At 71.8% G+C, this 17,281-nt stretch carries 17 protein-coding genes; 2 read left to right on the top strand and 15 right to left on the bottom strand.

The features are described 5' to 3' along the window. Positions 1–25 precede the first annotated feature (25 nt). From AB0E05_RS04880 to AB0E05_RS04825, 12 genes are all read right to left on the bottom strand, one after another. Entirely contained in the window at positions 26–2,854 is a 2,829-nt protein-coding gene (locus tag AB0E05_RS04880; protein ID WP_361958822.1) for a DEAD/DEAH box helicase, read from the bottom strand. 121 nt (positions 2,855–2,975) lie between these two features. Beyond that, a complete protein-coding gene (locus AB0E05_RS04875; protein WP_361958819.1) occupies positions 2,976–3,878 on the bottom strand; it encodes a diacylglycerol kinase in 903 nt (300 codons plus the stop codon). A gap of 164 nt (positions 3,879–4,042) precedes the next feature. Next, positions 4,043–5,014 carry a twin-arginine translocase subunit TatC gene (gene tatC, locus AB0E05_RS04870; RefSeq protein ID WP_361958816.1) on the bottom strand — a complete coding sequence of 324 codons (972 nt, stop codon included), beginning with the start codon at positions 5,012–5,014 and terminating at the stop codon, positions 4,043–4,045. 62 nt (positions 5,015–5,076) lie between these two features. Beyond that, positions 5,077–5,370: a Sec-independent protein translocase subunit TatA gene (tatA, locus tag AB0E05_RS04865; protein WP_361958813.1), complete on the bottom strand. Its 294-nt coding sequence runs from the start codon at positions 5,368–5,370 to the stop codon at positions 5,077–5,079. Positions 5,371–5,576: 206 nt separating this feature from the next. Next, positions 5,577–5,774, bottom strand: a complete 198-nt coding sequence (locus AB0E05_RS04860) for a hypothetical protein (protein ID WP_361959096.1) — start codon at positions 5,772–5,774, stop codon at positions 5,577–5,579. A gap of 31 nt (positions 5,775–5,805) precedes the next feature. Next, the gene (locus tag AB0E05_RS04855) at positions 5,806–6,075 is read right to left on the bottom strand and encodes a hypothetical protein (RefSeq protein ID WP_361958810.1); all 270 of its coding nucleotides are present in this window, start codon (positions 6,073–6,075) and stop codon (positions 5,806–5,808) included. A 271-nt stretch (positions 6,076–6,346) separates the two neighbouring features. After that, a complete protein-coding gene (locus AB0E05_RS04850; protein ID WP_361958807.1) occupies positions 6,347–7,303 on the bottom strand; it encodes a WYL domain-containing protein in 957 nt (318 codons plus the stop codon). 18 nt (positions 7,304–7,321) lie between these two features. Further along, positions 7,322–8,302, bottom strand: a complete 981-nt coding sequence (locus AB0E05_RS04845) for a WYL domain-containing protein (RefSeq protein ID WP_361958804.1) — start codon at positions 8,300–8,302, stop codon at positions 7,322–7,324. Positions 8,303–8,467: 165 nt separating this feature from the next. Then, positions 8,468–8,839, bottom strand: a complete 372-nt coding sequence (locus tag AB0E05_RS04840; RefSeq protein WP_361958801.1) for an FKBP-type peptidyl-prolyl cis-trans isomerase — start codon at positions 8,837–8,839, stop codon at positions 8,468–8,470. Between the two features lie 44 nt (positions 8,840–8,883). Further along, on the bottom strand, positions 8,884–9,831 hold the full coding sequence (locus AB0E05_RS04835) for an FKBP-type peptidyl-prolyl cis-trans isomerase (protein ID WP_361958798.1): 948 nt from the start codon (positions 9,829–9,831) through the stop codon (positions 8,884–8,886). A gap of 180 nt (positions 9,832–10,011) precedes the next feature. Further along, positions 10,012–11,373 carry a Pup--protein ligase gene (gene pafA, locus AB0E05_RS04830; protein ID WP_361958795.1) on the bottom strand — a complete coding sequence of 454 codons (1,362 nt, stop codon included), beginning with the start codon at positions 11,371–11,373 and terminating at the stop codon, positions 10,012–10,014. A gap of 9 nt (positions 11,374–11,382) precedes the next feature. Beyond that, the gene (locus AB0E05_RS04825) at positions 11,383–12,711 is read right to left on the bottom strand and encodes an MFS transporter (protein WP_361958792.1); all 1,329 of its coding nucleotides are present in this window, start codon (positions 12,709–12,711) and stop codon (positions 11,383–11,385) included. Between the two features lie 149 nt (positions 12,712–12,860). Between AB0E05_RS04825 and AB0E05_RS04820 the strand changes: the two genes are divergently transcribed. Continuing rightward, positions 12,861–13,922, top strand: a complete 1,062-nt coding sequence (locus tag AB0E05_RS04820; RefSeq protein WP_361958789.1) for a LacI family DNA-binding transcriptional regulator — start codon at positions 12,861–12,863, stop codon at positions 13,920–13,922. 77 nt (positions 13,923–13,999) lie between these two features. Beyond that, complete coding sequence (locus AB0E05_RS04815; protein WP_361958787.1) at positions 14,000–15,082, top strand: hypothetical protein; 1,083 nt, start codon at positions 14,000–14,002, stop codon at positions 15,080–15,082. 101 nt (positions 15,083–15,183) lie between these two features. Here AB0E05_RS04815 and prcA read toward each other — a convergent pair whose 3' ends face one another. Genes prcA through AB0E05_RS04800 form a run of 3 tightly spaced genes read right to left on the bottom strand, consistent with a single transcriptional unit; the run spans position 15,184 to position 17,034 of the window. Continuing rightward, the gene (gene prcA, locus AB0E05_RS04810; protein WP_361958784.1) at positions 15,184–15,963 is read right to left on the bottom strand and encodes a proteasome subunit alpha; all 780 of its coding nucleotides are present in this window, start codon (positions 15,961–15,963) and stop codon (positions 15,184–15,186) included. Positions 15,964–16,009: 46 nt separating this feature from the next. After that, the gene (prcB, locus tag AB0E05_RS04805) at positions 16,010–16,849 is read right to left on the bottom strand and encodes a proteasome subunit beta (RefSeq protein WP_361958781.1); all 840 of its coding nucleotides are present in this window, start codon (positions 16,847–16,849) and stop codon (positions 16,010–16,012) included. Beyond that, a complete protein-coding gene (locus AB0E05_RS04800; RefSeq protein WP_361958778.1) occupies positions 16,801–17,034 on the bottom strand; it encodes an endonuclease VII domain-containing protein in 234 nt (77 codons plus the stop codon). Before AB0E05_RS04800 ends, prcB begins: the two co-directional genes overlap by 49 nt. Between the last annotated feature and the right edge of the window lie 247 nt (positions 17,035–17,281).

The raw sequence follows: 17,281 nt of genomic DNA, 5'->3' as shown, positions 1-17,281 counted from the left end.
AGCAGCGGCGGGCGGCCCCGGCGGATCAGCCGACCGAGCTGTACGCCACGACGCCCCGCAGCATCGCGTCCACCGCCCGGCGCGCGGCCCTGGCGACGGTGCCGTGGTCGCCGGGGGCCGCCGCGGCGATCTGCCCGAGGACGTCGATGACCTGCTTCGACCAGCGGACGAAGTCGCCCGCGGGCATCTCGGTCTCGCGCAGCACCTCGTCGAGGTTCTTGTCCGAGGCCCATTGGTACGCCGCCCAGGCGAAGCCGAGGTCCGGCTCGCGCTGGCCCACGCCCTCCGCCTGGTTGATCTTGAAGCTCTCTTCGAGCGCGTCGAGCCGGCCCCAGATGCGGACCATGTCGCCGAGCGCGGCCTTCGCCGCACCGCCGGGGACCTTGGGCGCGACGGCGTCGTCCGACTGCCGGGACTCGAAGACCAGCGCGGAGGCGCACGCCGCCAACTCGGCCGGGCTCAGCCCCTCCCACACGCCGTCCCGCAGGCACTCGCTGGCCAGCAGGTCCAGCTCGCCGTAGAGCCGGGCGAGCCGGCGGCCGTGCGGGGTGACCTCGTCCTCCCTCAAGTAGTCCAGCTCGGTCAGGAGGGCGACGATCTGGTCGAAGGTGCGCGCGATGGTGCTCGTACGCCCCTCGATGCGGCGCTCCAACTGGCGGGTGTCGCGGCGCAGTCGGTAGTAGCGCTCGGCCCAGCGGGCGTGGTCCTCGCGCTCGTCGCAGCCGTGGCAGGGGTGGGCGCGCAGGGCTGAGCGCAGCCGGTTGATCTCCTGGTCGTCCGCGGCGGCGGAGCGCTGCTTGCGGTGGCGCTCGGGCACGATGTGGCCGGCCTTGGTGCGCAGCGCGGACGCCAGGTCACGGCGCGACTGGGGCGAGCGCGGATTGAACGACTTGGGGATCCGCATCCGCTCCAACGGCTCCACCGGCACCGGGAAGTCGATCGCGGCGAGCCGCTTGACCTGCCGCTCCGCGGTGAGGACCAGCGGACGTGGCCCGTCGTGCTGCTCGAAGCCGCGGTGCCCGTTGGTCCGCCCGGCCGGGATGCCGGGGTCCAACACCAGGGCGAGACCGGCCGACTTGCCCGTCGGCACGTGGATGACGTCACCGGGCCGCAGCCGCTCCAGCGCCACGGCCGCAGCCGCCCGGCGCTGGGCCGCGCCCTGCTTGGCCAGCTCCGTCTCCCGGTCCTTCAGGTCGCGGCGCAGCCGCGCGTACTCCTCGAAGTCGCCCAGGTGGCAGGTCATGCCCTCCCGGTAGCCCTCAAGGCCCGCTTCGTTCTTCTGGACCTGGCGGGAGATGCCGACCACCGAACGGTCGGCCTGGAACTGTGCGAACGAGGTCTCCAGCAGCTCGCGCGAGCGGTGCCGGCCGAACTGCTCGACCAGGTTGACGGCCATGTTGTACGACGGCTTGAAGCTGGAGCGCAGCGGATACGTGCGCGTGCCCGCGAGGCCGGCGAGCTCGGCCGGGTCCATGCCGCGCTGCCACAGCACGACCGCGTGCCCCTCGACGTCGATGCCCCGCCGGCCGGCGCGGCCGGTGAGCTGGGTGTACTCGCCGGGGGTGATGTCGGCGTGCTGCTCGCCGTTCCACTTCACCAGCTTCTCCAGGACCACCGAGCGCGCGGGCATGTTGATGCCGAGCGCCAGGGTCTCGGTGGCGAAGACCGCCTTGACCAGGCCGCGGACGAACAGCTCCTCCACGACCTCCTTGAAGGTCGGCAGCATGCCGGCGTGGTGGGCGGCGATGCCGCGCTCCAGGCCTTCCAGCCACTCGTAGTACCCGAGGACGTTCAGGTCCTCGGTGGGGATGGCGGAGGTGCGCTCCTCCACGATCTCGCGGACCTGGAGGCGGGCCGAGTCGTCGTTCAGCCGCAGGCCCGAGTACAGGCACTGCTGGACCGCGGCCTCGCAGCCGGCGCGGCTGAAGATGAAGGTGATCGCGGGCAGCAGGCCCATCGCGTCCAGCCGGTCGATGACCTCGGGGCGGCCCGGGGTCCAGATCCGGCTGCGTCCACGGCGCTCGCGCTCCCGGTCCGCCTCGCGCATCGTCCGGCCGCGGCGGCGGTCGCGGGCCTGGTAGGAGCGTTGGCTCTCCATCCGGGACAGCCGGACGAGGTCGGGGTTGACCTCGCGGCGGGCGGTGCCCCGGCCGCCGTGGTCGGTGGTCTCCTCGAAGAGGTCGTAGATCCGGCGGCCGGCCATCACGTGCTGCCACAGCGGCACGGGCCGGTGCTCGGAGACGATCACCGCGGTGTCGCCGCGGACGGTGTCCAGCCAGTCGCCGAACTCCTCCGCGTTGGACACGGTCGCGCTGAGCGAGACCAGGGTCACCGACTCGGGGAGGTGGATGATCACTTCCTCCCACACGGCGCCGCGGAACCGGTCGGAGAGGTAGTGGACCTCGTCCATGACCACGTAGCCGAGGCCGCGCAGCGACTGGGAGCCCGCGTACAGCATGTTCCGCAGCACCTCGGTGGTCATCACGACCACGGGCGCTTCGGAGTTGACGCTGTTGTCACCGGTCAGCAGGCCGACCTTGTCGGCGCCGTACCGCTTGACGAGGTCGGTGTACTTCTGGTTCGACAGCGCCTTGATCGGGGTGGTGTAGAAGCACTTGCGGCCCTGCTGGAGGGCGAGGTGGACGGCGAACTCGCCCACGATCGTCTTGCCGGAGCCGGTGGGGGCGGCGACCAGCACGCCGCGCCCGGCCTCCAGGGCCTGACACGCCTCGATCTGGAAGGGGTCCAGGCCGAACTCGTACAACTCGCGGAAGGGAGCCAGCGCGGTGGCCTGCTCGGCGGCGCGGACGCGGGCGGCAGCATAGCGCTCGGCGGGAGAGAGGTCCTCGGTCATCTTGTACGTGAGCCTACCCGGCAGGTACGACAGTCAGCGCGGTCTTATCGCAGAAGTGGTTGCCCGGGGCACCCTTCCCGGGGAGGGCCTCACCGTCCGTGGGGGCGCACTCACCCCGCGGTCAGGCCGGCTGGGGCGGTGCGAGCACCCGGACCGCCCCGGGCACGCACTCGACGGTCAGCGGCAGCGGGCCCAGCCGCTCGCCGTCCGCGTACGCGTTGATGCCCGCGGCCTCCAGCGTGATCGCACGGACGCGGTGCACGGTGACCAGGGGATGGCTGAGGTGGGTGCCCCGGTACACCCGCGGGAAGACCCGCAGCAGCGTGGTGCGGCTGCACGCGCCGACCACGGTCACGTCCAGCAGGCCGTCCTCCTGGGAGGCGCCGGCGCAGATCCGCATGCCGCCGCCGTAGCTCTCCCCGTTGCCGACCGCGACGAGGACGGCCTCGACCTCCTCGACCGCACCGCCGTCGAGGGTGAGGCGGTACGGGATGGGGCGCAGGGCCGCCAGTTCGGCGAGCAGCGCCACGTCGTAGGTGAACCGGCCGGCGATGCGCCCCATGCGGTTGCCCCGGTCGTTCACCCGGGAGTCGAAGCCGGACGCGAGCACGGTGCCGTACCACCGCTCGCCGACCCGCCCCAGGTCGACATGGCGGGCCGCGCCGTTCTTGAGGACGTCCGCGACGAGCCGACCGGCGGCGGAGGGGTCCCGCACGGGCAGGCCGAGGGAGCGGGCGAAGTCGTTGCCGGTGCCGACGGCGATCACGCCGAGCGGGGTCGCGGTGCCGGCGACGGCCTGGAGGGCGAGCGACGTCATGCCGTCGCCACCGACGGCTATCAGCGCCCCCGTGCCGCGGGCGACGGCGTCCTTGGCGCGGCGCAGCGCGTCGGGCGCGTCCTCGCCGAGGACCGTGCGCACGGAGAAACCGGCGTCGCGCAGCGCCCGGGCGGCGGGCTGCGCGGCGCGGGCGCCGCGTCCGCGGCCCGCCGCGGGGTTGACGAAGAGAGTGATCTCGCTGGTCACCCGCGTGACGTTACTGCACGGTCAGGACCGGGTGGAACGGCTGCGAGTGATGGCCGGGCGGGGCTTCGGCGCACACGACGCCGCGCCCGGCCCCGGAGGCGTTCCCGGGCCGGGCGCGGTGCGATCGGATCTTGCTCGGCCCGTGGGGCCGGCGGCGACGGGCCTCAGGTGATGTCGTCGTAACCGTTCACCCGGTGGGCGCGACCGCCCTCGCCCTCGCGTCCGCCCTGCTCCGGCAGCCGCCCCGCAGCGCCGACGGCCTCGACCTCGCCGACGTCCTCGGGGGTGAGGTCCAGGTCGGACGCCTCGTCGTCACCCGGTCCGCGCAGCTCCCGCAGCCGCCGCCGTCGGTCGTTCAGCAGCGAGAAGCCGGTGGCGAGGAAGTACAGCAGGACGATGGGGCCGGCGAGGATCATCATCGTCAGCGGCTCGGTGCTCGGGGTGGCCACCGCCGAGAAGATCGTGATGCCCATGATCATGCCGCGCCACCAGCCGAGCATCCGCCTGCCGGTGATGACGCCGCCGATGTTCAGCATCACCAGCAACAGCGGCAGTTCGAAGGCGAGGCCGAAGACGATGACCATCCGCGTGACCAGGTCGAGCAGGTCGTCCAGCGGCAGGAGGTTGTCCACGCCGAACGGCGTGAACTCGATCAGGACCTTCGCCGTGGTGGGAAGCACCGCGTAGGCGAAGTAGCCGCCGCCGAGGAAGAGCGGGAAGCCGGCGCCGACGAAGGCCATGGCGTACTTCTTCTCGCTGCGGTGCAGCCCGGGGGCGACGAAGGCCCAGAGCTGGTACAGCCAGATCGGCGCGGCGAGGACCACGCCCGCCATCAGGGAGACCTTCAACGCAAGCGTGAAGGGCGTCAGCAGACCGTTGATCGTGATCTGTGCACAGGTCGTGCCTTCGGGCTTCTTCTGCAGCTCGGAGAAGGTGTAGTCCTTACACCCCACCGACTTCAACACCGGTTCGGTGAAGAAGTTGATGATGTCGTTGTAGAAGAAGGCCGCGACGACCGTGACGAGCACGATCGCCAGGATGCCCTTGGCGAGCCGGTTCCTCAGCTCGCGCAGGTGCTCCACGAGGGGCATCCGTCCCTCGGGGTCCTTCTCCACTTTGCGGGCAGACTTGAGCAACCCACGTCCTCATCTCGTGCGGCAGGCCCGCCCTCCGCGACGGGCCTGTGGGTGGCCCTGTCTCAGCGCTGCGCGGAGTCCGTCGGCTCGTTCACCGGGCGCGAGCTGGTCACGTCCCCGGGAGCGGCCTGGATGGTCTTGGCCGGCTGCTCCTGGGCGGGGCCCGGCTGCGGCGGCGCGGCCGGCGTCGCGGGGTCCTTGCCGTCGGACTTCATCGCCTTGGCCTCGCTCTTGAGGATGCGGGCCGACTTGCCCAGGGAACGGGCCATGTCCGGGAGCTTCTTCGCACCGAACAGGAGGATGATCACGACGAGGACCAGGATGATCTCGGCAGGTCCGATCCGTCCACCGAACATAAGCTTGTACCTTCTCACCGAGGCGGCTGGGGTGTAGCTGGCGCGGTGCCCGGACAGGCGTCCGACCACCGTGTTGTGAGCGATCGTAACCCGGGGGAGTAAACACAGGGCAATGCCCATGCATCCGCCACATTGCCGGCCGGCGCCTCCGACCTGGGCCATTGGCGCTTTTCAAGCGACGATCAACGGGTAGCGGAACGGGCCCTTCAGCGGGTCGAACCGGCGCCTTGTGCCAGGTGGGCCGCGGACCGCTCCAGCTCCTCGGCGGCGCGCCCGATCCGCTCGCTCGTGCGTGCGACCTCCCGTCCCAGCCGTTGGACCTCGATGAAGACCCGGATCCCGAGGACGCCGAGGACGGCGATCCCGACGAAGCCGAGGGCGATGGCGAGCATGGGCCAACCCAGAGACGCAGACATGGAAACGGACCTCGGGAACCTAAGGGGTGGCGGCGGTGGGCTGGAGGCGGAGGGTGCTGACCCCGCCGCGGGTGAGGAGTTCGACGATCCGCTCCCCCGCCGGCTTGCGGACGGCCGCGCCGCACTCGGGGCAGGTGAAGGAGTAGAACGTGGTGCGCCGGCTGCCGCCGACGGCCAGCCGCAGCGCCTCCGCGGACAGCTCGAAGCCGGCGCGGCAGTCGGGGCAGGCGGCCTTGAAGAGGACGGGGCCCGCCAGAGCGGAAGCCGCGATATCCGGCATCAGGGACATGGGGCGCGAATCTCCCTCTACTTCGGGCTTCTCCGATGGGCCGGGCTCCCCCGAGCGCCGGTCCGCACACGGTGCCGAGCGCTCTCCCGAGCGGCGCCTCCCCTCGGCACTTGCCGTGTCCACCGCTACCGACCGATCATCCCGTACCGCCGCGTCCGCCATGCCGTCCTGCCGAAAATCGACGGTATCGACGGTATCGACGGCGATGATTCCGCCGGACCCGAGCGGGTCCACCACGACGGAAGGTGAGGTTCCAGACATCGAGAGCCGGTCACTCCCCGTCGGCGTACGCGGCGAGGGCGTCACTGGCCGCCCGGCGCGCGCTCGCCGCCAACTCGGCCGGCTCGGTGATCCGCCCGTCCCGCCCCAGCCGCAGCGCCAGCCGCCGGAGCGAGGCAGGGGACGGGGTGCGGAGCGTGATCCGCAGACCGCCGTCGGGCAGCTCCTCCGCGCTGTCGTGCGGGTAGTACTCGGCCACCCAACGCCCGCCGGGCCCCACCTCGACGACCACTTCGGGGTCGTCGGCGGACGGCTGGACGAGCCCCTCCGAGAGGTCGCGCAGCTCGATCTCGGGGGGTGCGGCCGGATCGTCCAACAGTCGAATCTCGGCCACCCGGTCGAGCCGGAAGGTGCGGCGCGCCTCGGAGAGCCGGCACCACCCCTCCAGATAGGTGTGCCCGACGGCGAAGAGCCGGATCGGGTCCACCTCGCGCTCGGTCAGCTCGTCGCGCGCCGGCGAGTAGTAGCGCAGCCACAGCCGGCGCTTCTCGGTGAGCGCCCGGTCGACGGCCGCGAAGACCCCGCCCTCGGACTCGAAGGTCACCGAGAGCCGGGCGGACGCGCCGGCCGCCTCCCCCGCCGCGGTCTCCAGCTTCGCGGTGGCGCGCAGCAGCGCCTCGCGGTCGCGCTCGCGCAGCCCCGGCAGCATGGCCACCGCCCGCGCGGCCACCAGCAGCGCGGTCGCCTCGTCGGCGGCCAGTCGCAGCGGCTCGGCGACGTCGTCGGGGTTGTGCCACCAGATGCGGTCGCCGTCGGTGTCGATGTCCAGCAGGTCGCCGCCGCGGAAGCTGGTGCCGCACATCGGCAACAGGTCCAGGTCGGAGATCAGTTCGTCCTCGGAGATGCCGAAGGCGCGGGCGACGTCGCCGACGCGGGCGCCGGGGCGTTCCCGGAGGTAGGTGACCAGGGAGAGCATCCGCCTGGTCTGGTCGATGGCGTTGGCGGCCATGGTCTGTGACTCCCCTTCTCAGCCCTCGGCCACGGCGCGCAGCCGGTCCATCACGTCGGCCCGCAGGTCCGCGGGCTCCAGCACGACCGCGTCGGGCCCGAACTCCACGAGCCAGGCGTCGAGTCCGTGTCCGTACGGGATCTCCAACTCGTCCCAGCCGGGCCCGGCCGGGTGCACCGCGAGGGCGCGGGCGCGCAGCGGGTATCCGCAGTCGGTGCGCAGCCGGATGCGCGCGGTGCGGGTCGCGGTCTCCCCCGCCCAGCTCTCCACGGTCTCGCGGACGGTGGAGACGTCGGGCACGGGGGCGGTGAACCGCCCGGCGCGGGAGCGGACCCGGCCGGTGATGCGCGAGAGCCGGAACACCCGCTCGGCACCCCGGTCGCGGTCCCAGCCCGCCAGGTACCAGTGGCCGCGCCAGCACTCCAGCGTCCACGGTTCGACCTGGCGCTGTTCGGGGCGGGCGGCGCTGGCCTTGCGGTAGTCGAAGACCACGGGCCGCCGGTCGCGGCAAGCCAGCATCAGGGGCTCGAAGGCGGCCTCGTGGACCGGGATCCGCGGCTCCAGCGCGCTCGTCTGGGTCTCGTACGCGTCCTCCGCCTCGGGCATGCCGGCGGCCCGCAGCTTCTGCAGGGCGCCGCTGGCAGCGCCGGCGAGCCGCGCCTGCTGCCACACCCTGGCGGCGAGCCCGAGGGCCGCGGCCTCTTCGGGGTCGAAGGTGATGGGGGGCAGTCGGTTGCTGTCGCGGCGGGCCAGATAGCCGACCTCGCCGTCCAGGTTCTCCACGGTCTCGATGACCAGGCCGAGTTCGCGCAGGTCGTCCTTGTCGCGCTCGAACATCCGGTTGAAGGACTCGTCGGAGCCGGCGGAGGGGTCGGTGGGCCGGAACGCCTCGACGTACGCCTCGATGGATTCGCGCAGCTCACGCTTGCTGAGCGGGCGCCGGGTCCCGAGCAGGCACAGCGCCAGGTTCATCAGCCGCTCGGCCTTGGCAATCGCCATCGACGCCCCGCACCCTCTTCTGACTTTCCGACTTGGTGATCGAACCGCGTTCCGCCCGATGACCGTACCGTCCCGGGGCGTCGGGACAAAAGCCGAGGGCCCACGCTCCGCGGGGAGCGTGGGCCCCGACCCGGGCCGCGAGGGCCGGGAGGTGACCGATCGGGGTCACACGCCGAGCAGGTCCACGACGAAGATCAGGGTCTCGCCGGGCTTGATGCGACCGCCGGCACCGCGGTCGCCGTAGGCGAGGTGGGCCGGGATGGTCAGCTGACGACGGCCGCCGACCTTCATGCCCTGCACGCCCTGGTCCCAGCCGGCGATGACCTGGCCGGCGCCGAGCTGGAACCTGAACGCCTGGTTCCGGTTCCAGGAGGCGTCGAACTCCTCGCCGGTGGAGAAGGCCACGCCCACGTAGTGGACCGAGACGAAGTCGCCCGCCTTGGCCGCAGCGCCGTCGCCCTCCCAGATCTCCTTGATCTCAAGGTCCTTCGGGGCTTCGCCGCCGGGGAAGTCGATCTCGGGCTTCTCGATGCTCACTGTCTACTAGCTCCTCAAATGATGAACGGGCAACCGGGACAGTCTTACATCTTCGCAAGGATGTCCAGCGCGAAGACCAGCGTGGAGTTCTTCGGGATGCCCTGCTGCTCCTGCTCGCCGAAGCCCTGGTCCGGCGGGATGACCAGCAGGACGCGGCTGCCGATCTTCTTGCCGATCAGCCCGTCCTTGAGGCCCTTGACGCCGATCTGGCTGAGCGTGAAGGTCTCGCTGCCGCCCGTGCTGTACGTGCTGCCGAACTTCTTGGCGCCGTCCCACAGGTAGGCGTCGTACTTCACGACGACGCTGTCCTTGTCGGTGACGGCGGGGCCGGTGCCCTCCAGGACGTAGTTCGACACGAGCTTCTTCGGGGCGTCCGACTTCGGCACGGTCACCGAGGGGGCCTTGCCGTCGGTGTTCACGCCGACCTTCGGCAGGGCGGCGTCCTCCTGCGGGACCGGGCTGCCCTTGACGGACGTCGGAACGTTGGTGCCCTTGACGATGTCCATCACGAACACCAGCGTGGCGTTGCCCTTGATGGTGTCCTGGCCCTGCTCGCCGTACGCCTGGGCCGGCGGGATGGAGACCTCCAGGCGGCTGCCGACCTTCTGCCCCTCCAGGGCCTTCTGCCAGCCCTCGATGACGCCCTGGCCGCCGATGGAGACGGGGAAGGGCTGGCCGCGGTCGAAGCTGTTGTCGAACGGCTCGGCCTCGTCCCACTCCTGGCCGAGGTAGTTCACCTGGGCCTGGTCGCCCTTCTTCAGGGCGGCGCCGGTGCCCGGGGTGATGACCTCGACCTTCAGCTCCTTGGGCGGGTCTCCCTTGCCCTTGTCCAGGGTGGGCTTCTCGCCGAACTTGGCACCCTCGGTGATCGCGGGAAGCCCGCCCTTGGAGGAGATGGAATCGGAACCCTTGTCGTCGCTGCCGCACGCCGCTGTCGCCAGCAGCAGGGCGGATACGACGGCGAGGGAGCGGAGGCCGGCTTGTCGACGCACGTGTTCCTCAGATCTCAGACGTCACGGAAAACAGTCCTCGACACTCTAGGACGTGCCGAGGGCCCCGCACGCAGAACGTACGGGGCCCGGGTGGCGTTCCACCGTTTGGTGTGACGTGGGGATGCACCCGTACGACCGGTCGGGCCGGGCGAGCCGGTCCACGGGGGCGGGGGCGCTGCGTCACATGCCGGCGATCAGCTTCTCGACGCGGTCGTCCACCGAGCGGAAGGGGTCCTTGCACAGCACGGTGCGCTGCGCCTGGTCGTTGAGCTTGAGGTGCACCCAGTCGACCGTGAAGTCCCGGCGCTGCTCCTGCGCGCGCCGGATGAAGTCGCCGCGCAGCCGCGCCCGGGTGGTCTGCGGGGGCACGGACTTGCCCTCGAAGATCTTCAGGTCGTTGCAGATGCGGGTGGCCTGGCCCTTGCGCTCCAGCAGGTAGTAGAGCCCGCGGCGGCGGTGGATGTCGTGGTAGGCGAGGTCTATCTGGGCGACCCGGGGGTGGGACATGGTCATGTTGTGCTTGGCCCGGTAGCGCTCGATGAGCTGGTGCTTCATGACCCAGTCGATCTCGGTGGAGATCCGGTCCAGCTCCTGGGTCTCGATCGCCTCCAGGGTGCGGCCCCACAGCTCCAGCACCTGCTCCACGGTGCCGGTGCGGATGCCGCGCCGGTCGACGAAGTCGACGGCCTTCTCGTAGTACTCCCGCTGGACCTCCAGGGCGGAGGCTTCGCGTCCGCTGGCCAGGCGCACCTTGCGCTGGCCGGTGGTGTCGTGGCTGACCTCGCGGATGGCCCGGATCGGGTTCTCCAGGGTGAGGTCGCGCATCACGGTGCCCGCCTCGATCATGCGCAGGACGAGGTCGGTCGCGCCGACCTTCAGCAGCATGGTCGTCTCGGACATGTTCGAGTCGCCGACGATGACGTGGAGCCTGCGGTAGCGCTCGGCGTCCGCGTGCGGCTCGTCCCGGGTGTTGATGATCGGACGCGAACGGGTCGTCGCCGAGCTGACGCCCTCCCAGATGTGCTCGGCGCGCTGGCTGACGCAGTAGACGGCGCCGCGCGGCGTCTGGAGCACCTTTCCCGCGCCGCACAGCAACTGCCGGGTGACCAGGAACGGGATGAGGATGTCCGCGAGGCGGGAGAACTCCCCGTGGCGGGCGACGAGATAGTTCTCGTGGCAGCCGTAGGAGTTTCCGGCCGAATCCGTGTTGTTCTTGAAGAGATAGACGTCGCCTGCGATTCCCTCCTCGTGCAGACGGCGTTCGGCGTCGACCAGCAGACCTTCCAGAATGCGCTCGCCGGCCTTGTCGTGCGTGACCAGTTCGGTCACGTTGTCGCATTCCGGCGTTGCGTATTCCGGATGCGAGCCCACGTCGAGGTACAGACGGGCACCGTTCCGCAGGAAGACATTGCTGCTGCGGCCCCATGACACGACACGGCGGAAGAGGTAGCGCGCCACTTCGTCAGGCGACAGTCGGCGCTGTCCCCTGAACGTGCACGTGACGCCGTACTCGTTCTCCAGCCCGAAAATGCGGCGGTCCATGTCTGAACATTACGCCTCACGCCCGGTGCTGAAACCGGGTTCGGGCGCACCGTTGCGATCAATTTCGACACGTTCGACGACGGGGGTCGATTCCGGGGCCGCGACGTCGGCTCCGCGCCGGGGCCGGGTGAGGGTCCGGCGGCCCGCCGTCAGCACCAACAGCGCGGCGAGCCCCGCCGCGCCGGGCACGACGAACGCCCAGGAGGTCCCGCTGCCCTCGACGACCGGCCCCGTCACGGCGGTGCCGACGGCCGCGCCGACGCCGAAGGTGGTCACCAGCCAGGAGAACGCCTCGGTGACCGTGCCCCGGGGCGCGTGGCGGTCGATGACGATGAAGGAGCAGGCGAGGGCGGGCGCCAGGAAGAGCCCCGAGACGGTGGCCAACACCAGCATCGGGGCCACGCCCGGGGTCAGCCCGAGCGGCAGGTAGCCGAGGGCCAGCGCCGCGACGATCGCCTGGAGTCGGGGCTCGGGAGCGCCGGCCCACTGCCGGGCGCCGTACACCGCGCCGCCGACCAGGGCGCCGAAGCTGAGGGCGGCCAGCAGCCAGCCGTAGATCGCGTCCCGGCCGTGGTCGTCCGCGTACGCCACGCCGGCGACGGTGATCGAGCCGAGCGCGAGCCCGACGAAGAGGAACGAGACGAAGACCACCTGGAGCGCGGGCGAGCGCAGCGCGCCGAGCCAGTGGGCCTCCCGGGGCCCGGAGCGCCAGGTGCGGGACGGCTCGGACGACACGACGGCGAGCGTGCCGAGGACGCCCAGCACGTTGATCACCAGCAGCGCCGCCGACTCGGACCCGACGGCGACGAGCACCGTGATCAGGAGCGGGCCCACGGTGAACATGACCTCTTGGGCTATCGCGTCCATGGCGTACGCCCGGTGCACCAGCGCCTCGCGCCCCAGCACGCTGGACCACAGCGCCCGCAGGCCGCCCTCCAGCGGCGGGGTGAAGAGGCCGGCCACCACGACGGCGGCGTACGCGAGGGGCAGCGTCCCGATCCCGGCGAGGGCCAGCACGAGCATCCCGAGGGCGGACACCACGGCCGCGGGCAGCTGGACGCGCGGCTGCCCCTTGAGGTCCACGGCCCGGCCCAGCAGCGGCTGGCCGACGGCGGTCGCGATGCCGTACGCCGCGGCGAGCCCGCCGGCGAGGCTGTAGCTGCCGCCCTCGGCCCGGGTGAAGAGCACGATGGCCACGGGTCCGGTGACGTGCGGCAGCCGTCCCACGAGCGTGCCGGTGAGCAGGCGCGCCGCATACGGCGCCTTGATCACGTCGGCGTAGCGGGCGGAGTGCGCACCCCCGCCGCCGGTTCCGTCGCCGGTGCCTCCTGTGGTCATGATCCGCCCCTTTCGCTCGGCAGCACCCGAGGTTTTACGTATAACGTCCGGCGTTATACGTACCATGTCGACACCCACCGGTCCACCGCGCCGCCCTCCGATGGGTCCCGACCCGTGCGGGCGGCCGACGGGTGACGAGGACGGCAGGCATGGCACAGGGCCACTCCCCGAGCGACACGAGCGGGGCGCGCCGCCACGACGGCGACGGGCCGCGGCCCACGAGCCGGGACGTGGCCCGGGTCGCCGGGGTGTCCCAGGCGACGGTCTCCCTCGTCCTCGGCGACAAGTGGCGCGGCCGGGTCTCGGAGAAGACCGCGCGCACGGTCCGCAGCGCGGCGCGCGAGATCGGCTACCGCCCCAACCTCGCCGCCCGCAGCCTGCGGCTGGGCCGCACCAGGACCGCCCTGCTGGTGGTGCCCGCACTGACCAACGAGTTCTTCGCCCGCGTCTACACGGGTGCGGCGTCGGTGGCCGCCGACCACGGCTTCGGCGTGGTGGTCTACCCCTCCCCCGACATCAGCACCCCGGCGAAGGACCCCTTCGCCTCGGCCAGCGCCGCCCTCGACGGGATCATCGCCTCCTCCATGGCGGCCCGGTCCCTGACCCGGCTCCGGGGCGCGGACCTGCCGCTGGTGATGATCGACAGCGATCCCGCCGAGCGGGGGGCGGCGGCGCACGTGAACCTGGACATCGCCGACGGCATGCACCAGATCGCCCGCCATCTCCTCGGACTCGGCCACCGCCGGTTCCTGCACCTGGCGTCCGCCGTGGAGTCCTGGACCTTCGACGTCCGCGCCCGGTCCCTGGGCGAGGCCCTCGGCGCCGTGCCCGGCACGGAACTGCGGACCGTGCACAGCCCGCTGGACGTCCATCGTGCGCGGGAGACCGTCTCCGCCGCGCTCGCCGGCCCCGGCCCCGTGCCCACCGCGATCGTGTGCGACGGTGACACGCTGGCCGCCGGCGCCTGCAAGGCGGTGCGCCGCCACGGACTGCGCATCCCCGAGCACGTCTCCGTCACCGGCTTCGACGACCTGTCGCTCGCCAGCGCCCTGGAGCCGGAGTTGACCACCGTGAACCTCCCCGCCGAACGCGTCGGGGAGCGGGCCATGTCGGCGCTCCTCGCGGTCCTGGACGGCCGCGCCCCCGTCGACGGCGACCTGCCCGTCCAACTGGTCGCCCGGTCCTCCACCGCTCCCCCGCACCGCCCGTGAGGCCGTTTCCTACGAGGGCGTTGCGGACCCCCTGCAACCCTTGAGGGGGCGTCCGGAGCCGTGCCACGATCACGATCATGGCGAGTCCGGCGGAGACACGGATCGACGCCGTCCTGGTCGGGACGGTGGACGCGGCGCCGGGTTCGGCGGCCGTGGCCGCCGGAGCGCGGCTGGCCGTACGCCACGCGGACCTGCTGGAGGTGTACGACACCGGCGCCTTCCTGCGCGGCGGGGCCGCACCGCGCTGCGCCGTCGAGGTGCCCCCGGGCGCGGACGGCACGCCCTTGGCCGACGGCGCCGTCCTCGCCGGGCCCACGTGCGTAAGGGCGGTCGACGGCGCCGGGAGCGTGCGCTGGGAGGTGCCGCACCCGACGTGGCACGGCGGCCCGCCGCATCCGCAGGCGCCCGACGCCCCGGCCGTCAGCCCGGACGGCACCCTGGTCAGCGCGGTCGTACCGGCGCTCGCGGAGCCGACGGGCAACGGCACCCGGCAGCGCGACACCCCCGACGGCCCCCGGTACGGGCGGGACGTGCTGCTCCTCCTGGACGCCGCCACCGGACGGATCCGGGCCGCCCGCCCGGTCAACAGCCGCGCCTCGGTCGTCACCCAGCGCTGGCACCCCGACGGCTCGCTCCTCGCCCTGTCCTGCTGGACCGCCTGGTACAGCTGGTCGACCTGGTGGATCGAACCCCGCCGCGACGGACTGCACATCCGCGGCGGTACGCGGATGCGCGAGGTGATCGGCTTCGTACCGGGCTCCGCGCGCGCCCTGACGCTGCGCCGCGCCGAACGCCTCGCCCCCAAGGACGACCGCGACGAACTCGCCGCGCACGACATCACCACCGACGAACCGGTCGCCGTGTACGACCTGGCGGCACTCGCCGGTCGCCGTGCGGGCCCCTTGGACGTCCGCAGGGGCCACAACGAGATGTTCGAGGAAGCGCACCTGCTGGACGGCCGACACGTCCTGGTCACGGCCCGGGCCCGCCCCGGGGGCGACGGTGGCGAGGCGCCCCGCCACTGGCTGTGCAACGCGGCCACCCTGCGCCCGGTGGGGCAGCTGCGCTATCCGGTTCCGGTGGGGCGGGTGACACCGCTCGGCGACGGCACCTGGCTGACCGGTGGCCCGCACGGCTTCCACCACTGGGCACTGTCCTGAGCACCTGACCCAGGACGTACGCGAGGGGCGCCCCGGGTCGGATGTCGGTCCGACCCGGGGCGCCCCTCGCCCTACTGCGACGCAGGCTCCCTGCGGGCCCGCTACTTCTCCCCTGCGTCCTCGTCGGCACCGTCGGCCGGCTCGGCAGCCTCGGCCGACTCGTCCTTCGACGGGCCGTCCGACGCCTGCTCCAGCAGCCGGGCGAGCTGGCTGCCCACGATGCGCTTGAACTTCCTCTGCTGCGGCCTGGTGCGGTCCAGGACCGCCACTTCCAGCCGCTCCGCCGGGATCTCGCGGTCATTGCCGTTGGTCTGGTTCGACAGCGCCTGCACGGCCAGCTTCAGCGCCTCCGCCAGGGACATCCCGTCGCGATGGCGCTGGTCCAGGAAGGTGCTGATCTGCTCGGCGTTGCCGCCGACCGCGACCGAGCCGTGCTCGTCCACGATCGAACCGTCGTGCGGCAGCCGGTAGATCTGGTCGCCGTCCGCGGTCGCCCCGACCTCGGCGACGACCAGCTCGACCTCGTAGGGCTTCTCGGCCTGGCTGGAGAAGATCGTGCCGAGCGTCTGGGCATAGACGTTCGCCAGGCCCCGCGCGGTCACGTCGTCCCGGTCGTAGGTGTAGCCCCGCAGGTCGGCGTAGCGCACGCCGCCGATGCGGAGGTTCTCGTACTCGTTGTACTTGCCGGCCGCGGCGAACCCGATGCGGTCGTAGATCTCGCTGAACTTGTGCAGGGCACGGGACGGGTTCTCGCCGACGAAGACGATGCCGTCGGCGTACTGCAGCACAACGAGGCTGCGTCCACGGGCGATGCCCTTCCGGGCGTACTCGGCCCGGTCCTGCATGGCCTGGGCGGGCGAGACATAGAACGGCGTCGTCACCGGCTATCCGTCCCTTTCTGTCTTTGGACTGTCAGTGGCGAAGGCGTCACAGGAGCGCGGCGCGCGGCCCGTCGGGCTGGTCGAGTCGGCGCTCCACCACGGCCCGGGCGACCTCGGAGGACTCCTCCTCGGTGAGCCTGCGGACGCCCTCGTCGGTGATGACCGTGACGAGCGGGTAGATCCGGCGCGCCACGTCGGGTCCGCCGGTCGCCGAGTCGTCGTCGGCGGCGTCGTACAGCGCCTGGATGACCAGGGTGACGACCTGCTCCTCGGTCAGGTCGTCCCGGTAGAGCTTCTTCAGGGAGCCGCGGGCGAAGACCGAACCGGACCCGGTCGCGGCGAAGCCCTGCTCCTCGGAGCGACCGCCGGTGACGTCGTACGAGAAGATCCGGCCCTTCCCGCGGTCGACGTCGTACCCCGCGAAGAGCGGAACGACCGCCAGGCCCTGCATCGCCATGCCGAGGTTGCCCCGGATCATGGTCGAGAGCCGGTTGGCCTTGCCCTCCAGGGAGAGCTGGGCGCCCTCCACCTTCTCGAAGTGCTCCAGCTCCAGCTGGAAGAGCTTCACCATCTCCACCGCGAGGCCCGCGGTGCCCGCGATGCCCACGGCCGAGTACTCGTCGGCGGGGAACACCTTCTCGATGTCGCGCTGGGCGATCATGTTGCCCATCGTGGCCCGCCGGTCACCGGCGAGCACCACGCCGCCGGGGAAGGTGACCGCGACGATGGTCGTGCCGTGCGGAGCCTTGACAATCCCCTCCGGCGGCTTCCGGTTGCCCGGGAGCATCTCCGGCGAGTGGTCGGCCAGGAAGTCCATGAAGGAGGACGAGCCCGGCGTCAGGAAGGCCGCCGGCAGACTCCCTGTGCTACGTGTGTTGGGTTCCACAGGTTTCCTTCCACGTATGCGGCTGCACGCCTCATGACGTCCGGCCGGTCCTTGAGTTGCCCCAGCGCTGCGTTGCAACTGAAGCAGAGCACGCCTCGGACCATACCCGTCCGATGATCGTGATCCACATGCTCCGCCGGACCGTCCTGACAGATCAAGCAGACACCGCCCTGGGCGGCGATCATCTGGTCGCGCTCGGCCTCGGTGATGCCCTACTTCCGCTTGAAGTACGAGGCACGATTGCACTGCGCCCGACAGGCGCGGCTGTAGCTCGCCCATCCATCCGAGCTGGTCTTGTTCCGCTCCCATGCGGAGTGCGGCTTGGTCTCCTCGCGTCGGGGGCACCGTTTGTGGCCGGGCGGCACCTCGCCTCGCTTCCGAACGGTCTTGCCCAGTGCCACCCGCTTCCGCCGATAGTGCTCCGCACTGTAT

The sequence above is a fragment of the Streptomyces sp. NPDC048057 genome (assembly GCF_040653095.1).
In the GTDB taxonomy this organism is placed as follows: domain Bacteria; phylum Actinomycetota; class Actinomycetes; order Streptomycetales; family Streptomycetaceae; genus Streptomyces.
This window is presented reverse-complemented; position numbering and strand designations above follow the sequence as displayed.

Excerpts from the sequence above, each read along its gene's own strand:
- AB0E05_RS04845 (WP_361958804.1), bottom strand. The coding sequence starts at position 8,302 with ATGGCGATTGCCAAGGCCGAGCGGCTGATGAACCTGGCGCTGTGCCTG.
- AB0E05_RS04855 (WP_361958810.1), bottom strand. The coding sequence starts at position 6,075 with ATGTCCCTGATGCCGGATATCGCGGCTTCCGCTCTGGCGGGCCCCGTC.
- AB0E05_RS04825 (WP_361958792.1), bottom strand. The coding sequence starts at position 12,711 with ATGACCACAGGAGGCACCGGCGACGGAACCGGCGGCGGGGGTGCGCAC.
- pafA (WP_361958795.1), bottom strand. The coding sequence starts at position 11,373 with ATGGACCGCCGCATTTTCGGGCTGGAGAACGAGTACGGCGTCACGTGC.
- AB0E05_RS04880 (WP_361958822.1), bottom strand. The coding sequence starts at position 2,854 with ATGACCGAGGACCTCTCTCCCGCCGAGCGCTATGCTGCCGCCCGCGTC.
- AB0E05_RS04800 (WP_361958778.1), bottom strand. The coding sequence starts at position 17,034 with ATGATCGCCGCCCAGGGCGGTGTCTGCTTGATCTGTCAGGACGGTCCG.
- AB0E05_RS04820 (WP_361958789.1), top strand. The coding sequence starts at position 12,861 with ATGGCACAGGGCCACTCCCCGAGCGACACGAGCGGGGCGCGCCGCCAC.
- AB0E05_RS04815 (WP_361958787.1), top strand. The coding sequence starts at position 14,000 with ATGGCGAGTCCGGCGGAGACACGGATCGACGCCGTCCTGGTCGGGACG.
- AB0E05_RS04850 (WP_361958807.1), bottom strand. The coding sequence starts at position 7,303 with ATGGCCGCCAACGCCATCGACCAGACCAGGCGGATGCTCTCCCTGGTC.
- tatA (WP_361958813.1), bottom strand. The coding sequence starts at position 5,370 with ATGTTCGGTGGACGGATCGGACCTGCCGAGATCATCCTGGTCCTCGTC.